Origin of the sequence: Pseudoxanthomonas sp. JBR18 (genome assembly GCF_028198165.1) — a bacterium.
Lineage (GTDB): Bacteria > Pseudomonadota > Gammaproteobacteria > Xanthomonadales > Xanthomonadaceae > Pseudoxanthomonas_A.
Window position 1 is genome coordinate 796249 of the sequence record NZ_CP116339.1, and the last position, 16707, is coordinate 812955.

At 68.7% G+C, this 16707-nt stretch carries 14 protein-coding genes; all 14 read right to left on the bottom strand.

Translation table 11 applies throughout. The annotated features are described in order from the left end of the window. Positions 1 to 107: 107 nt before the first annotated feature. Positions 108 to 1025 (bottom strand): UDP-3-O-acyl-N-acetylglucosamine deacetylase, encoded by a 918-nt coding sequence (lpxC, locus tag PJ250_RS03740; protein ID WP_271647210.1) that lies wholly within the window; start codon positions 1023 to 1025, stop codon positions 108 to 110. A gap of 371 nt (positions 1026 to 1396) precedes the next feature. Next, entirely contained in the window at positions 1397 to 2662 is a 1266-nt protein-coding gene (gene ftsZ, locus PJ250_RS03745; RefSeq protein ID WP_271647211.1) for a cell division protein FtsZ, read from the bottom strand. Positions 2663 to 2789: 127 nt separating this feature from the next. Beyond that, positions 2790 to 4025 carry a cell division protein FtsA gene (gene ftsA, locus PJ250_RS03750; protein ID WP_271647212.1) on the bottom strand — a complete coding sequence of 412 codons (1236 nt, stop codon included), beginning with the start codon at positions 4023 to 4025 and terminating at the stop codon, positions 2790 to 2792. Next, on the bottom strand, positions 4022 to 4822 hold the full coding sequence (locus tag PJ250_RS03755) for a cell division protein FtsQ/DivIB (RefSeq protein WP_271647213.1): 801 nt from the start codon (positions 4820 to 4822) through the stop codon (positions 4022 to 4024). Before PJ250_RS03755 ends, ftsA begins: the two co-directional genes overlap by 4 nt. Further along, positions 4819 to 5793: a D-alanine--D-alanine ligase gene (locus tag PJ250_RS03760; protein WP_271647214.1), complete on the bottom strand. Its 975-nt coding sequence runs from the start codon at positions 5791 to 5793 to the stop codon at positions 4819 to 4821. Before PJ250_RS03760 ends, PJ250_RS03755 begins: the two co-directional genes overlap by 4 nt. Further along, positions 5790 to 7244 (bottom strand): UDP-N-acetylmuramate--L-alanine ligase, encoded by a 1455-nt coding sequence (murC, locus tag PJ250_RS03765; protein WP_271647215.1) that lies wholly within the window; start codon positions 7242 to 7244, stop codon positions 5790 to 5792. Before murC ends, PJ250_RS03760 begins: the two co-directional genes overlap by 4 nt. Next, entirely contained in the window at positions 7241 to 8290 is a 1050-nt protein-coding gene (gene murG, locus PJ250_RS03770) for an undecaprenyldiphospho-muramoylpentapeptide beta-N-acetylglucosaminyltransferase (RefSeq protein ID WP_333909517.1), read from the bottom strand. Before murG ends, murC begins: the two co-directional genes overlap by 4 nt. Before the next feature lie 68 nt (positions 8291 to 8358). Next, positions 8359 to 9660 (bottom strand): putative lipid II flippase FtsW, encoded by a 1302-nt coding sequence (gene ftsW / locus PJ250_RS03775; protein WP_271647216.1) that lies wholly within the window; start codon positions 9658 to 9660, stop codon positions 8359 to 8361. Beyond that, on the bottom strand, positions 9660 to 10745 hold the full coding sequence (gene mraY, locus PJ250_RS03780) for a phospho-N-acetylmuramoyl-pentapeptide-transferase (protein ID WP_271647217.1): 1086 nt from the start codon (positions 10743 to 10745) through the stop codon (positions 9660 to 9662). The genes ftsW and mraY overlap by 1 nt, the downstream gene beginning before the upstream one ends. After that, positions 10735 to 12132 (bottom strand): UDP-N-acetylmuramoyl-tripeptide--D-alanyl-D-alanine ligase, encoded by a 1398-nt coding sequence (murF, locus tag PJ250_RS03785; RefSeq protein ID WP_271647218.1) that lies wholly within the window; start codon positions 12130 to 12132, stop codon positions 10735 to 10737. The genes mraY and murF overlap by 11 nt, the downstream gene beginning before the upstream one ends. Further along, positions 12129 to 13616, bottom strand: coding sequence for a UDP-N-acetylmuramoyl-L-alanyl-D-glutamate--2,6-diaminopimelate ligase (locus PJ250_RS03790; RefSeq protein ID WP_271647219.1), 1488 nt, complete (start codon positions 13614 to 13616; stop codon positions 12129 to 12131). The genes murF and PJ250_RS03790 overlap by 4 nt, the downstream gene beginning before the upstream one ends. Then, a complete protein-coding gene (locus tag PJ250_RS03795; protein ID WP_271647220.1) occupies positions 13613 to 15499 on the bottom strand; it encodes a peptidoglycan D,D-transpeptidase FtsI family protein in 1887 nt (628 codons plus the stop codon). The genes PJ250_RS03790 and PJ250_RS03795 overlap by 4 nt, the downstream gene beginning before the upstream one ends. Continuing rightward, entirely contained in the window at positions 15496 to 15759 is a 264-nt protein-coding gene (ftsL, locus tag PJ250_RS03800) for a cell division protein FtsL (protein WP_271647221.1), read from the bottom strand. Before ftsL ends, PJ250_RS03795 begins: the two co-directional genes overlap by 4 nt. Next, positions 15756 to 16706: a 16S rRNA (cytosine(1402)-N(4))-methyltransferase RsmH gene (rsmH, locus tag PJ250_RS03805; protein ID WP_271647222.1), complete on the bottom strand. Its 951-nt coding sequence runs from the start codon at positions 16704 to 16706 to the stop codon at positions 15756 to 15758. Before rsmH ends, ftsL begins: the two co-directional genes overlap by 4 nt. Position 16707 lies beyond the last annotated feature (1 nt).

The following is a 16707-nucleotide window of genomic DNA, read 5'->3' on the forward strand; positions in this document are numbered from 1 at the left end:
GCGGACCAGTCGTTAGGCAGAAATTAAAAGAAAGTTAATTTCATCGCGTACAGGCGACGCGGTTCACGCTTTGGCAGTCGGGCCCGCCCTGGGGCCGAGCGGCACCGCTAGTAAGCGGGGACAGGCGTCCCGTAGAGACGGGGAGCCGTCGCCGTGGTCTCCGGACCAAAGGAGACTTCTTCCCAGGCATCGGTCTGGGCCATCAGGGCCCTGACCAGGGTGTTGTTCAACGCATGGCCGGACTTGTAGCCCTCGTAGGCGCCGAGGATCGGGCCGCCAGCCAGATACAGGTCGCCGATGGCGTCCAGGATCTTGTGACGGACGAACTCATCGGCATAGCGCAGGCCGTCGTCGTTGAGCACACGGAACTCGTCGAGCACGATGGCGTTGTCCATCGATCCGCCCAGGCCCAGGTTGCGCTCGCGCATGTACTCCAGGTCGCGCATGAAGCCGAAGGTGCGCGCGCGCGCGACTTCCTTCACGTAGCCACCGGTGGAGAAATCGACCTCGGCACGCGATTGCGAAGCCGGGATCATGGGGTGGTCGAACTTGACCGTGAAGCCGAGCTTGAAGCCTTCGTACGGCTCGAAGCGGGCGATCTTGTCGCCGTCCCGCACTTCCACAGTCTTCATCACCCGGATGAAGCGCTTGGGCACGTTCTGCTCGACGATGCCCGCGGACTGGAGCAGGAACACGAACGGACTGGCCGAGCCATCCATGATCGGCAGTTCGGCCGAGGACAGCTCGACATAGACATTGTCCACGCCCAGGCCCGCCAGCGCCGACATCAGGTGCTCGACGGTCTGCACCTTGGCCGGCCCGCAGCTCAGCCCGGTGCACAGCGTGGTTTCGGTGACCAGGGCGGCATCGGCGGGAATTTCCACGACCGGGTCCAGATCGACCCGGCGGAAGACCACGCCGGTGTTCGGCGCAGCCGGGCGCAGGGTCATGAAGACCTTTTCGCCGCTATGCAGGCCGACGCCGGTGGCGCGGATCACGTTCTTGAGGGTGCGCTGGGGGATCATGGATCGCGATGCTTGGGGAGGACGACGCGCGTCAAAGCTGCGTGAGAATATCACGCGTCCATCTGAATCTGTACGGAAGAGGACAGTAACTCAGCCCGTCCTCCGCGGTTACGCGAGCGCTGCCTGCCGGAAAAATCCGCCGGGCCAGATGAAGTGGCCCGGCGGAAAGGCATGGACATGTCACGGTGTTGCGATGGGAGGCGGCGACCGTGAGGGGACGGCCGGCCACGCTCCCCGGTTCGATCAGCCAGTCTGGCGGCCAGCGGCGAGCGGACCGCCCGCGAGATGATGCCTCGCAGACCGACGAGCGGCCGGCCGCGGAAGCCCCGGTCGCGTCGTCTTGGCGTCCACCTGTTCCGCCATGGACGGCATCAGTCTGCCTGGCGGCGCAGGAACGCCGGGATGTCCAGGTAGTTGTCCGGCAGCTCGGCCACCGCGGCACCGCCATTGCCACCGGTCGGGGCCGAGGATTCGCTGGCGTTGCGGCGCAGGCCCAGACCCTGGGTGGCACCGGCCACCGGATCGGCCTTGGCCTGGGTGGTGTTGGGCATGGCGACCGCATCGACCGGCAGGCCGGTGGTGGCATCGCGCACCAGCTTGATCGGCGCACGCACCGGCTCGCGCTGGTAGCTGCCGCCCAGGTCGGCACCGCCACGCACCGGCTGGCGCACGGTCGCACGGTTCAGGCCGGTGGCCACCACGGTGACGCGCACTTCGTCCTGCATGTTCGGATCGAGCACGGTCCCGACCACCACGGTGGCGTCTTCGGAGGCGAAGCCTTCCACGGTGCGGCCGACCTCGTCGAACTCGGCCATGGTGAAGTCCGGGCCAGCGGTGATGTTGACCAGGATGCCGTTGGCACCGGCCAGGTTCACGTCGTCCAGCAGCGGGTTCTGGATGGCGGCCTCGGCGGCGGCCTGGGCGCGATCGTCGCCGCGGGCGGCGCCGGTGCCCATCATGGCCAGGCCCATTTCGCTCATCACGGTGCGCACGTCGGCGAAGTCGACGTTGATCAGGCCCGGACGCACGATCAGGTCGGCGATGCCCTGCACCGCGCCCAGCAGCACGTCATTGGCCGCACGGAAGGCCTGGATCATGGTGGCGTTACGGCCCAGCACGGTGATCAGCTTCTCGTTGGGGATGGTGATCAGCGAGTCGCAGTGGGCGGAGAGTTCCTCGATGCCCTTCAGCGCGACCTGCATGCGGCGACGCCCCTCGAACGGGAACGGCTTGGTGACCACGGCCACGGTCAGGATGCCCATCTCCTTGGCCAGCTGTGCCACCACCGGGGCTGCGCCCGTACCGGTGCCACCGCCCATGCCGGCGGTGATGAACACCATGTCGGCGCCCTCGAGCACCTCGATGATGCGGTCGCGGTCTTCCAGGGCGGCCTGACGACCGACCTCCGGGTTGGCGCCGGCGCCCAGCCCCTTGGTGACGTTGCCGCCGAGTTGCAGCTGCTGCTTGGCGCCGCAGTTCTTGATCGCCTGCGAATCGGTGTTGGCGGTGATGAATTCCACGCCATCCACGCTGGAGCTGACCATGTGGGCCACGGCGTTGCCGCCGCCGCCGCCCACGCCGATGACCTTGATCACCGCGTTGGGAGCCATCGTTTCAACCAGTTCGAAATGTGCCATGTCCGTTGTCCTCATTCTTATGTGGGTAAGTCTTGGTGGTGTTGCTGGGTGACGCTCAAATCCCGTGGTTTCTCTCCCGCCTCACGCACAGCGCGCCCTCACGCTGGCGTCGTGCCTCATGACCGCGCTAGAACTCGCCGCGGTACCAGTTCTTCAACTTCTTGAAGAGGCTGCCGGCCTTGCCCGTGGGCAGGCTCGGACGCCTCGGATGTTCGATCTGACTGCCCATCAGCAGCAGGCCCACGCCGGTGGCATGGACCGGATTGCCGACCACCTCGCCCAGCCCGGTGACGTGCTGGGGGATGCCGATGCGCACCGGCATCTGCAGCATTTCCTCGGCCAACTCGACCACGCCTTCCATCTTCGAGGCGCCACCGGTCAGGACCATGCCCGCGCGTACCAACTCCTCGAAGCCTGAGCGGCGCAGCTCGGCCTGGACCATCTCGAAGATCTCCTCGTACCGCCCCTGCACGGCCTGGGCCAGCGAGTGGCGCGGCATGCGGCGCGGCGGACGGTCGCCGACCGACGGCACCTGGATGCTTTCCTCGGCGGTGGCCAACTGGGCCAGCGCGCAGGCGTAGCGGACCTTGATCTGCTCGGCTTCGGGTGTCGGGGTGCGCAGCATGTGCGCGATGTCATTGGTGACGTGATCACCGGCGATCGGCAGCGAGGCGGTGTGGCAGATCGCGCCCTGCACGAACACCGCCAGGTCGGTGGTGCCCGCGCCCATGTCGACCAGGACCACGCCCAGTTCGCGCTCGTCGGCGGTCAACACGGCCACCGAGGAACCCAGCGAGGACAGGATCAGGTCGTCGATCTGCAGCCCGCAGCGCTGCACACACTTGGAGATGTTGGCCGCGGCCGACTGCGCGCACACCACCAGGTGTGCGTGCACCTCCAGGCGCACGCCGGTCATGCCGACCGGATTGCGGATGCCTTCCTGCGAATCATCCAGCACGTACTCGCGCGGGATGGCGTGCAGGATCCTCTGGTCGGCCGGGATGGCCACGGCCTTGGCCGCCTCCAGCACACGGTCCAGGTCGTTCCAGGTCACCTCGCCATCGCGGATCGGGACGATGCCGGGCGAGTTCTTGCATTGCACATGCGCGCCGGAGATCGACGCGTAAACGCTGCGGATCTCGCAGCCGGCCATCAGCTCGGCCTCTTCCACCGCGCGCTGGATCGACTGCACGGTGGACTCGATGTCCACCACCACGCCGCGCTTGAGGCCGCGCGATTCATGGCTGCCGATGCCGATCACCTCGATCGGGTTGCCTGGCGAATATTCGCCGACCAGCGCGGTCACCTTGGAGGTGCCGATGTCCAGTCCGACGATCAGGGATTTGTCGCCCTTGCGATTCATGCGTGGATTGCCTGCTGTGATGCGCGCCGGGCCGTGGCGAGCTGACGGCGCGGCGCGGCGATGCTGTAAGAAATGGGGGTACTGGCCGCATCGGCGGCCGGCTTGGCATCGCCCCAGGTCAGGGCGAAGCCATTGGTGTAGCGCAGGTCCGCACGCTGCAGGACGCGGGGGTCGCCCAGCAGGCGCGGCAGCAGGCGGGCGAAGCGTTCCAGGCGCGGGCGCGCATCGGTGCGGCCGATCACCACGTCCAGCCCGTTATCGAAGCGCAGCGACCAGCTCCCGCGCGCGTCCATCACCAGCGCCTCGACCTTCAGGCCCATGGGCGCGAACAGCTGCCCGGACTCGTTGTAGAGCGAGACGACCTCGGTGACCTGCCCGTCCGGCCCGCCCAGCTGCGGCAGCGCGCTGGCATCGACGTTGCGCGGGACCAGGAACAGCGCGCCATCGGTGGACAGCAACCGATCGCTGTCCCAGCGGGCGAACGGCGTGTGCTCGACCACGCTGACTTCCAGCACATCGGGCCAGCGCTTGCGCACCTGCGCGCTCTCCACCCACGGTAGGCGCTCGACCGCATCCTGCGCGCTGCGCAGGTTCACCGCGAAGAAGCCCTCATGCGCATAGGGCAGCAGCACGGTACGCAGCAACTTCGGATCCACGCGATGCAGCTCACCGGTCACCCGCAGGCGCTTGAGCGGCCAGCGGTCGGCACCGATCCAGCCGTTGAACACGGCCACGACCGGCAACGCCACCAGGGCCAGCGCCAGGATCCAGGTCAGCATGCGCAGCGCGTTGCTCATGCGGCGTCGCGCTCCAGGGTCGATTCCAGGATGCGCCAGCACAGGTCTTCGAAGCCGATGCCCGCCTGGCGCGCGGCCTTGGGCACCAGCGAATGACTGGTCATGCCCGGCGCGGTGTTGACTTCCAGCAGGAAGAAGGCACCGCTGGTGGCGTCGCGCATCACATCCACACGCCCCCAACCGCGGCAGCCCGCCGCAGCGAAGGCAGCCAGCGCGATGCGGCGGATCTCGTCCTCGGCCGCGCCCTCCAGCCCCGGGCACAGGTACTGGGTGTCCTCGGCGATGTACTTGGCGTCGTAGTCGTACCACGCGCCCTTGGGCACGATGCGGATGGAGGGCAGCGCCACGCCATCGAGGATGCCGACGGTGAGCTCGTCGCCCACCACCAGCTGCTCCATGAGCAGCTCGCCGTCATAGCGCGCGGCCAGCGCCACGGCCTGGTCCAGCTGCGCGCCTTCGAACACACGGGTCACCCCGACGCTGGAGCCTTCATTGGCCGGCTTGACGATCACCGGCAGGCCCAGCTGCGCGGCCGCGGCATGGACGTCGGTCGCGCGCGCGGTCGAGGCCAGGCGCACATAGCGCGGCGTCGGCAGGCCCAGCGACAGCCAGACCTGCTTGGTGCGGACCTTGTCCATGCTCAGCGCCGAGCCCAGCACGTCCGAGCCGGTGTAAGGCAGGCCGAAGGCGGCCATCAGGCCCTGCACGATGCCGTCCTCGCCCCCGCCGTTGTGGCCGTGGAGGATGTTGAACACGCGGTCGCAACCGCCATCGGCCAGCAACTGCGCCAGCGCTGGGATGCCATCCACGGGGAAGGCGTCCACGCCGCGCGAACGCAGGGCTTCGAGCACATTCGCGCCCGAATTCAGCGACACCTCGCGCTCGCTGGAGGTGCCCCCCATCAGCACGGCCACGCGGCCGAAGGTGGCCGGATCGGTGCAGCGCGACGGCGGAAAGGCCGGCTGCGTCATGCGCCCTCACCTTCGGCGGCAAAGCCCTGCGCGGCGATCTGCTGGGCCATGTGGCCGATATCGCCCGCGCCCATCATCAGCAGCAGGTCACCATCCTGCAGCACGTCGGGCAGCACGCGCGGCAGGTCGGCCACCTGGCCGACCACGACCGGTTCATTGCGGCCGCGCGCACGGATGGCGCGGGCCAGCGACTTGGCATCGGCGCCGGCGATCGGCGCTTCGCCGGCCGGATAGACCTCGCTCAACACCAGCGCGTCGACTTCGCTCAGGACCGCGGCGAAGGCATCGAACTGGTCGCGCGTGCGGCTGTAGCGGTGCGGTTGGAAGGCCACGACCAGGCGCTTGTCCGGCCAGCCGCCACGCGCGGCGGCAAAGACGGCGGCCAGCTCCTTGGGATGGTGGCCGTAGTCGTCGATCAGCTGCACGGTCGCGCCCTTGCCGGTCTCGATCGCGCCCAGGTCGTTGAAGCGGCGGCCGATGCCGGAGAAATTGCGCAGCGCCGTGGCGATCGTGCCCGGCTGCACGCCCAGCTGCCAGCCCACCGCCGCGGCGGCCAGCGCGTTGAGCACGTTGTGGTGGCCAGGCAACGCCAGGGTCACGCCGACCGACACGTCTTCGGGCAGGCACAGGGTGAAGCGCATGCGCCCGCCCTCCTGGACCACGTTCTCGGCGCGGATGTCGGCGTTGTCCGACAGGCCGTAGGTCATCACATGGCGCGGCGTCTCGGCGGCCAGCGCGGCCACTTCCGGGTCGTCGATGCACAGCACGGCCAAGCCGTAGAACGGCAGGCGCTGCAGGAACTCGGCGAACGCGGCCTGCACCCGGGCAAAGTCGTTGCCGTAGTTCTCCAGGTGGTCGGCATCGATGTTGGTGATGACCGCGATCAGCGGATTCAGGCGCAGGAAGCTGCCATCGCTCTCGTCGGCCTCGGCCACCAGCCACTGACCATCGCCCAGCTTGGCGTTGGCACCGGCCGAGAGCAGCTGGCCGCCGATCACGTAGGTCGGATCCAGGCCGCCTTCGCTCAGGATCGCGGCGGTCAGGCTGGTGGTGGTGGTCTTGCCATGGGTGCCGGCCACGGCAATGCCGCGGCGGAAGCGCATCAGCTCGGCCAGCATCATCGCGCGCGGCACGATCGGGATGCGCTGGCTGCGCGCTTCCATCAGCTCGGGATTGTCGGCCTTGATCGCGCTGGAGACCACCACGCAGTCGGTGCCCAGCACATTGGAGGCGTTGTGGCCGCGCATCACGCGCGCGCCCAGTGAGGCCAGGCGCTTGGTAGCGGCATTCTCAGAGGCGTCAGAGCCGGAAACCTCGTAGCCCAGCGTGCACAGCACTTCGGCGATACCGCTCATGCCCGAGCCGCCGATGCCGACGAAGTGCACGCGGCGGAAGGCCTGTGCCAAGTTGCCGGTGTTCTGCAACCGGCGTTCACGCGCCGCGGAAATCATGCGGCTTCCTCCAGGATGATGTCTGCGATGCGTTCGGCCGCATCGATGCGGGCCAGGCCGCGCGCGGCGATGGCCATGTCCATACAACGCTGCGGATCGGCCGAAAGCTGGGCCAGCACGCGCTGCAGGTGGACGTTCAAGGTGTCGTCCTGCTTGAGCAGGACGGCGGCGCCATGCTCGACCAGGTACTGGGCGTTCTTGGTCTGGTGGTCGTCCACCGCCGCGGCGAAGGGCACCAGCACGCTACCCACGCCCACGGCGCACAGCTCGGCCAGGGTCGAGGCGCCGGCGCGGCACACCACCAGGTCGGCCCAGGCATAGGCCTGGGCCATGTCGGCGATGAAGCTCTCCACGCTCGCCGGCACGCCGGCCTGCGCGTAGGCGGCGTCGGCTTCGGCGCGTAGCTTCTCGCCGCACTGGTGGCGCACCTCGGCCGGCAGCTTGAGCGCCGCAAGAGCCTGGGGCACGGCGATGTTCAACGCACGCGCGCCCTGGCTGCCGCCCAGCACTAGCAGGCGCAGCGGACCTTCGCGTCCGGCCAGGCGTTCGGCCGGCGGCGCGATGGCGGCGATCTCCTCGCGCACCGGGTTGCCGACGGCTTCCTCGCGCGTGGCGAAGCTACCCGGAAAACCGGTGAGCACCCGACGGGCGAACCTCGACAGGGCCTTGTTGGTCATGCCCGGCGCGCGGTTCTGTTCGTGCACCAGCAGGGGCCGGCCCTGCAGCCTGGCGGCCAGCCCACCCGGACCGGCGGCATAGCCACCAAAGCTGATCACCGCGCGTGGGGCGCGCTGGCGCAGGACGCGGGCGGCGGCGTTCACCGCCGACAGGATGCGCAGCGGTGCGCCCAGCAGGGCGGCCGCGCCCTTCCCGCGCAGGCCCTTGACCGCAATGGTGTCCAGCGGGATGTCGTGCTGCGGCACCAGGCGCGTTTCCATCTGCCCGTCGGCGCCCAGCCAGGTGACCGCCACGCCGCGCGCGCGCAGCACCTTGGCCACCGCCAGCGCGGGGAAGATATGGCCGCCGGTGCCGCCGGCCAGGATCATCACGGGATGCTCCTGTTGAGTCCCCGCACAGGGATGTGCGGGCTCTTGCGAGGGATTCGCATGAAAGTTCACCCGATCCTCTCGAAGGTGGGTTCGATGCGCGAGTTCAGACGGCTGGTGCCGCGCGACGTCGGCTTCACCGTGGCCGCGGGCGGCGTGGGCTCGCTGGCGGTCTGCGCCGGAGCACTCTCGTCGCGCTGTTCGCGCGGCTCCATGCCACGGACCAGTGCGACCTGTTTCTCGGCGCGACTCAGTTCATAGGACACGCGCAGCAGCAGGCCCATGGCCGCACAGGTCATCAGCACCGACGAGCCGCCGGAAGAAATCAGTGGCAGGGTCAGGCCCTTGGTCGGCAGCATGCCCAGGTTGACGCCCACCGACACGAAGGCCTGCATGCCGATCCACAGCGCGATGCCGAAGGCGATGTAGCCGGCGAAATGGCGGCGCATCTCCACGCAGCGATAGCCGATGTACAGCGCGCGACCGACCAGCAGCGCGTACAGCCCGATGATGGCGCACACGCCGACGAAGCCCAGTTCCTCGCCGATCACCGAAAAGATGAAGTCGGTATGGGCCTCGGGCAGATAGTTGAGCTTCTGCACCGAGCTGCCCAGGCCCACGCCGGTCCACTGGCCACGGCCGATCGCCATCAGCGCGTTGGACAGCTGGTAGCCGGAGCCCAGCTGGTCCTTCCAGGGGTCCAGGAACGAAGTCACCCGGCGCATGCGATAGGGCTCGAACACCACCAGCGCCACCAGCGCCGGCAGCAACGCCAACACCGGCATGGTCATGCGCGGCAGGTTGGCGCCACCCAGGATCAGCATGCCGGCGGTGATGCCCAGCAGCAGCGTGGACGAACCGAAATCCGGCTGCAGCAGCAGCAGCGTGATCAGCACCAACACCACGCCGATCGCCTTGATCAGCGCCGCCCAGGTCGCATTGACCTCGTCACGGAAGCGCACCAAGTAGCTGGCCAGCCACACGATGTAGAGCACCTTGACCGCCTCGACGGTCTGGAAGCGGGTCACTACCAGGTTGACCCAGCGCCGCGCGCCATTGACCGTGCTGCCCAGGCCGGGAACGAACACCACCACCAGCAGGGCGAAGCAGCCGAGCAGCAGCAGGCGGTTGTATTTCTCGATGGTCTTGAGCTCCATCCGCATCGCCGCGTACGCCAGCCCCAGCCCCAGTCCGAGGAACAGCACGTGGCGGCTCAGGTAGTAATAGGGCGTGCTGGCCATGGCGATGGACGCCGAGGCCACCATCACCACGCCGACCGCCGCCAGCGCCGCCGCGGCGGTCGCCAACCAGAAGTCGTACTGCCCATCGATCGATTCCAGGCGCATGGCCTGTTTGCGGAAGTCGTTCATCAGCGCACCTTCAACGTGGCCAAACCGACAAGGACCAGGATCACGGAGATGATCCAGAACCGCACGATCACGCGCGGCTCGGGCCATCCCTTGAGTTCGAAGTGGTGGTGGATCGGCGCCATGCGAAACACGCGCTTGCCGGTCAGCTTGAAGCTGGCCACCTGGATCATCACCGAGAGCGTCTCGATCACGAACACGCCACCCATGATCACCAGCACCAGCTCCTGGCGCACGATCACCGCGATCGTGCCCAGCACCGCACCGAGCGCCAGCGCGCCGATGTCGCCCATGAACACCATGGCCGGATAGGTGTTGAACCACAGAAAGCCCAGCCCGGCGCCGGCGATGGCCGCGCAGATGATCACCAGTTCACCGGCGCCCGGCACCTGCGGAATCTGCAGATAGTTGGAGAACACCGCGTTGCCCGAGGCATAGGCGAACACCGCTAGCGCGCAGGCCACCAGCACGGTGGGCATGATCGCCAGCCCATCCAGGCCGTCGGTCAGGTTGACCGCATTGGAGAAGCCGACGATCCAGAAATAGGCGATGGCGATGAAGCCGAAACCGGCCAGCGGCAGCGCCACGGCCTTGAACAGCGGGATGTAGAACGTGGTCGCCGCGGCCACATCGGCGGTGTGCCACAGGAAGATGCCCGCAGCCAGGCCGAAGATCGACTGCAGCAGGTACTTCCAGCGCGACTTGAGCCCGTTGGGATCGCGCTTGACGATCTTGATCCAGTCGTCGTACCAGCCGATCACCCCGAAGGCCACCATCACCGCCAGCACCAGCCACACGTAGCGGTTGCGTAGGTCGCCCCACAGCAGCGTGGCCATCAGCACCGTCATCAGGATCAGCGCCCCGCCCATGGTCGGCGTGCCGGCTTTGGAGAAGTGGCTCTGCGGGCCATCGGTGCGGATCGGCTGGCCGCCCTTGAACTGCGCCAGCTTGCGGATCACCGCCGGCCCCAGCCACAGCGACAGGAAGAGCGCGGTGAGCGCCGCCAGGATCGCGCGCAGGGTCAGATAGTTGAAGACCGCAAAGACCGAGTCCAGTTGCCGCAGCCAGCGGGCCAGTTCAAGCAGCATGCGCGGTGCCTCCCGTGGATTGCGCGGGCGCGGCGGGAAGCAGCGCGGTGACGATGCGGTCCATGGCACTGCCACGGGATCCCTTGACCAGTACGCGCACCTGCGCGGCCGGATCGATGGACGCCAGGTCCCGGGCCAGTGCCTGGGCCAGTGCGGCATGGGTGTCGAACGTGCGCGCGCCCTCGCCGTAAGCCTGCGCGGCGTGCGCACTTAGTTCGCCCAACGCATACAGGCGGGCGATGCCGGCCTGCCTGGCACGCAGGCCGGCGGCGACGTGCAGCGCGGGGCCTTCGGGACCCAGCTCGCGCATGTCGCCCAGCACCAGCCAGCCCTGCCGCGTGATGGCTGCCAGGGTGTCGATGGCCGCGGCCAGCGAGCCGGGATTGGCGTTGTAGCTGTCATCCACCAGTACCGCACCGGATGGCAGCGTCTGCGCCACCTGACGGCCGGCGACCGGACGCGCGGCGGCCAGCCCCTCGACGATGGTGTCCAGCGCCACGCCGCAGCCCAGCGCCAGACCCGTCGCGGCTAGCGCGTTGCGCACGTTATGGCGGCCAGGCAGAGCCAGGGTGACTTCGGCCTCACCTTCCGGCGTGACCAGCACGAAGCGCGAGCCCTCCGCGCCGGTGACGATGTTGCGCGCGCGGATGTCGGCGCTGCACTCCAGGCCGAAGCGCAGCACGCGCCGCCCTGGCACTAGCCCGGCAAACACTTCAACGAAGGCGTCATCGGCATTGATCACCGCCACACCGTCGGCGGGCAGCGCGCTGTAGATGGCGCCCTTGGTCCGGGCCACGCCCAGCAGGCTGCCCATGCGCTCCAGGTGCGCGGCGGCGATGTTGTTGACCAGCGCCACGTCCGGGCGCGCGACGTCGGTGAGGTAGGCGATATCGCCCGGCTTGCCGGCGCCCATCTCGTAGACGGCGTATTCGGTCGTGTCCGGCGCCTCGATCACCGCCAGCGGCAGGCCGATCTCATTGTTGCGATTGCCCGGCGTGCAATAGGTTTCGCCGGCGCGCTGCAGGATGGACAGCACCAGGGACTTGACGCTGGTCTTGCCATTGCTGCCGGTGATCGCCACGACCTTGCCGGCGCGATCGCGCTGCAAGCCGGCAGCCAGGCGGGCGAGCGCCAGCTGGGGATCGGACACGAGGATCTGCGGCAGGTCGCTATCCACGGCACGCTCGACCAGCAGGGCCGTGGCACCACGGCGGGCCGCGTCGGCCACGAAGTCATGCCCATCGAAACGCTCGCCGCGCAGCGCCACGTACAGGCTGCCGGCACGCAGCGCACGGGTATCGTTGGACACCGCATCGACGGTGGTGTCCTCGCCATGCAGCTCACCGCCTGCCAGGTGCGCGATCAGCGAAAGCGGCAGTCGGTTCACTGGTGAACCTCCAGCGCCGCGCGTGCCTGCACGGTGTCGTCGAAGGGATGCCTGATGCCCTCAATTTCCTGATAAGGCTCGTGCCCCTTGCCTGCGATAAGCACGATGTCGCCGGCCCGCGCCTGGCCCACGGCTCTGGCGATGGCGCGGGCCCGGTCGCGCTGCACGGTATGGGGCGTGGCGCTAGAGAAGCCGGCCACGATGTCGGCCACGATTGCGTCGCCGTCTTCGGTCCGCGGATTGTCGTCGGTGACGATAATCACGTCGGCGTGCTGCTCGACCACGCGCGCCATCTCCGGTCGCTTGCCGCGATCGCGATCACCACCGCAACCGAACACGCACACCAGGCGCCCGGCCAGGTGGCCGCGCAGGCTGGTCAGCGCCTGCTCCAGCGCGTCGGGCGTGTGTGCGTAGTCGATCACCACCAGCGGCTGGCCAGTGTGGCCGCCGAGGCGGTTCATGCGGCCATGGATGGGTTGCAGCTGGGCGAGGACCTGGGCAATCCGCGCGGTCTCCACGCCGGTGGCATGCAGCACACCAGCCACCGCCAGCAGGTTGTCAGCGTTGAAACGCCCCAGCAGCGGCGAGCGCACTGGATGCGCCTTGCCATCGATCACCAGCTCGAAAGCGATCCCGGCCGCGTCCAGCGCCAGGTCGCATGCCTGCACGGTCGCGCCAGCCGCAGCGCGCGCGCTGACCCCGACCAGGCGCGCCCCAGGGGCCAGTTTGCCCGGCAGGGTCGCGCCGAAGGCATCGTCCAGGTTGACCACCGCCGCCTTGAGCCCGGCGCGCTGGAACAGGCGCGCCTTGGCCGCGCCGTAGCCTTCCATGCTGCCGTGGTAATCCAGGTGATCGCGGGTGAGGTTGGTGAACACCGCCACGTCGAAATCCACCGCGTCCACCCGGGTCTGCACCAGGGCGTGCGAGCTGACTTCCATCGCCACCGCCTGCGCGCCAGCGTCATGCAGTTGGGCCAGCAGCGCATGGGTCTGCAGCACCAGCGGCGTGGTGAACCCGGTCGGCTGCACCTGCCCATACAGGCCGGCGCCGAGGGTGCCGATGCTGCCGCCGGAGGTGCCCAGCAGGTGCCAGGCCTGGCCGAGCAACTGCACAAAGGAGGTCTTGCCGTTGGTGCCGGTGACGCCGACCACGGTCATCTGCCGCGAGGGATGGCCGTAGAACGCATCGGCGATCGCACCCAGGCGACCACGCAGGCCGGGTACGGCGATCGCGTCGGCCGGAGCCGGCAGGGTCGCTGGGGCTGGCGGCTCGAACAGGATCGCCGCCGCACCCGCCGCACGTGCCTGGTCGACGAAGCCCAGGCCGTGCCAGGTCGAGGCGCTGTTGTCGACCGGCCCGATCGCCACGAAGGCATCGCCCGCATGCACGCTGCGGCTGTCCTGGGTCAGCCCGTGCACGACCAGGCCCGCCGGGATGGCGGGCACGTCGGGCAACAGCGCGGACAAGGCCATGGCGCGGCTCATTCCAGGCTCCTGGGCAGCGCCGGTTCGGCCACGGCCTGGATCGGCGCCGGCAGCGGCTTGGGCAAGGGCTCGGGCTTGCGCGGCGTTGGAGCGCGTGCAGGATGCTGGGCTTCGTCCTTGGCCTGCTTGGCCAGCCAGGCGTCGATGTCGTCCGGCGGCACGTCCATCAGGCGCAACGCGCCCTGCATCACGTTGTGGAAGACCGGCGCGGACACCAGGCCACCGTAGTACTTGCCGGCCTGTGGGTCGCGGATCACGGTCACCATCGCAAAGCGCGGATGGGTCGCCGGCACCAGGCCAGCGAACAGCGCGGTGTATTGGCCAGCGCGATAACCGCCGCCCCCTGCAATGCGCGCGGTGCCGGTCTTGCCGGCCACGTGGTAGCCCAGGATGGCCGCATCCTTCGCGCCGCCCTTGGTCACCACCGTCTCCATCATGGCGATGACTTCCTTGGCCACCTTGGCCGGGATGACCTGCTCGCCCTCGGCTCGCATGCCCTTGACGAAGGTCGGCGTGACCAGGCGACCGCCGTTGCCCATGGTCGCGTAGGCGCGGGCGATCTGCAGCGGCGACACGTTCAGACCGTACCCGTAGGCCATGGTGGTCTTGGTGGTGCCATACCAACCCGGCGTTCCCGGCTGCGGCACCGTGCCGGACGCCTCGCCCGGGAAGCCGCTGTGCGGCTTGCTGCCATAACCAAAGGCACGGATCGTCTTGTAGAAGGTCTCGTCCGGAATCTTGGCCACGATCTTGGCCGCACCGATGTTGGAGCTGTGGGTGATCACCCCCGTCACATCCAGCACGCCGTTGTTGCGGGGGGTGTCGTGGATGGTGAAGCCGCCCGGCAGCGCCATGTAGCCCGGATTGGTGTCGATCAGCGTGGCCGGCGTGACCACGCCCGCGGCCAGCGCGGTGGAGACGGTCAGCGGCTTCATGGTCGAACCCGGCTCGACCAGGTCGGTCACCGCGCGATTGCGGTGCGCGTCCGGCTTGCCCAGATCCTGTGCGTTGGGATTGAAGGTGGGCAGGTTGGCCATGGCCAGCACTTCACCAGTGGCCACGTCCAGGATCACCACCGAGCCGCCGGCCGCCTCGTTCTCGTCCACCGCGCGCCGCAGCTCCCGGTAGGCCAGGTATTGGATGCGACGGTCGATGCTCAGGGTCAGATCGTTGCCCGGCTGGGCTGGCGTGACCAGGTCCAGGTTCTCCACGATGTGACCGGCGCGGTCGCGGATGACCCGCTTGCGCCCCGGCTTGCCGCGCAGCCAGTCGTCGAAGGCCAGCTCCAGGCCTTCCTGCCCACGGTCATCGATGTTGGTGAAGCCCAGGATGTGGGCCATCGCCTCACCCTGCGGGTAGAAGCGCTTGTACTCGCGTTGCGAATACACGCCCGGCAGGTCGTGGGCCAGGATGGCCTTGGCCGCATCCGGGTTGATGCGGCGCTTGAGATACATGAACTCGCGATCGGCGCGCTGGCTGATGCGGCGGGTCAGGTCGTCGACCGGTTCACCCAGTGCCTTGGCCAGCTCCGGCAGGCGATCCGGGCTCTTCATGACCTCCTTGGGATCGCACCACACCGACTCGACCGGCGAGGACACCGCCACCGGCTCGCCGTTGCGGTCGGTGATCATGCCGCGCGAGGTCGGGATGGCGATCTCGCGCATGAAGCGCGCATCGCCCTCCTTCTGATAGAAGTCGCTGTTGATCAGCTGCACGTAGGCCGCGCGGCCGATCAGGCTGAACGAGCACAGCGCCATCGCGCTGGTCACCAGGACCAGGCGATTGCGCAGGTTGAAACGCGCCCGGTTGCGGTTGCGCGGCAGCGGGCCGCGGCGCTCGCCGTCGCGGTTCAGGATGCGCTGGAGGGCCTGGCGCAGGTTCATGGCCGGATCACCACTACGTCCTCGGTCTCGGGCGACTTCATGCCCAGCCGGTCGTGCGCGATCTGCTCCACGCGGGTGCTTTCGGCCACGGTGGCCTGCTCCAGCTGCAGGCGGCCGAACTCGATGTTGAGTTCATCGCGAGTCTTGTCCAGCGCGTTGAGCTGCACGAACAGCACCCGGTGCTGGTGGCGCGCGTAGACCACCGCGATGGCGGTGGCGACATTGGCCAGGATCACGATGATCAGCAGGGTGCGGATCATGCCGCGGCCCCCAGCTTCTCGGCCACGCGCAGCACCGCACTGCGGGCGCGCGGATTGGCAGCGGTCTCTTCCGGCGTGGCGCGCAGGGCGTCGCCGACGATCGCCAGGGTCGGGGTGAAGTCCTGCGCCACCGGCAGACGGCGGTTGCCGGCCGGCGCCTTGGCGTGTCCGGCGATGAAGCGCTTGACGATGCGGTCTTCCAGCGAATGGAAGCTGATCACGGCCAGGCGGCCGCCAACCTTCAGGCGTGCCATCGCGGCGTCCAGGCCAGCCTCGAGGTCGGCCAGCTCGCGATTGATGTGGATGCGGATGCCCTGGAAGCTGCGCGTGGCCGGATGGATCTTGTCTTTGCCGCGCGGCATGACGCTGGCGATCAGCTCGGCCAGCTGTGCGGTGCGGGTGATCGGCGCCTCGCCGCGGCGCGCAACGATCGCCCGGGCGATGCGCCGGCTCATGCGCTCTTCGCCGTACTGGAACAGCACGTCGGCGATCTCGGCCTCATCGGCGCGGGCCAGCCACTGCGCGGCGCTTTCGCCCGCTTCCGGGTCCATGCGCATGTCCAGCGGGCCATCCTTGCCGAAGGAGAACCCACGCTCGGCCACGTCCAGCTGCGGCGAGGACACACCCAGGTCCAGCAGCACGCCGTCCAGCCCATCGGCCGTGGCGTCCCACTGCGCCAGCTCGGCAAAGCTGCCGCGGTACACCGACACGCGCGCATCGCCGTCGAAGACGGCATGGGCGTGCGCGATTGCGTCGGGATCCTTGTCCATCAGCAGCAACCGGCCTCCCGGGCCGAGGTGTTGCAGCACGCCGCGCGCATGGCCGCCGCGGCCCAGCGTGCCGTCCAGATACGTTCCGTCCGCCTTCACCTGCAGCCCGTCCATGACCTGCGCAAACATCACCGGAAGGTGGCCGGGCTGCGCCTCGGGGCGCATCCGGGCCCCCATC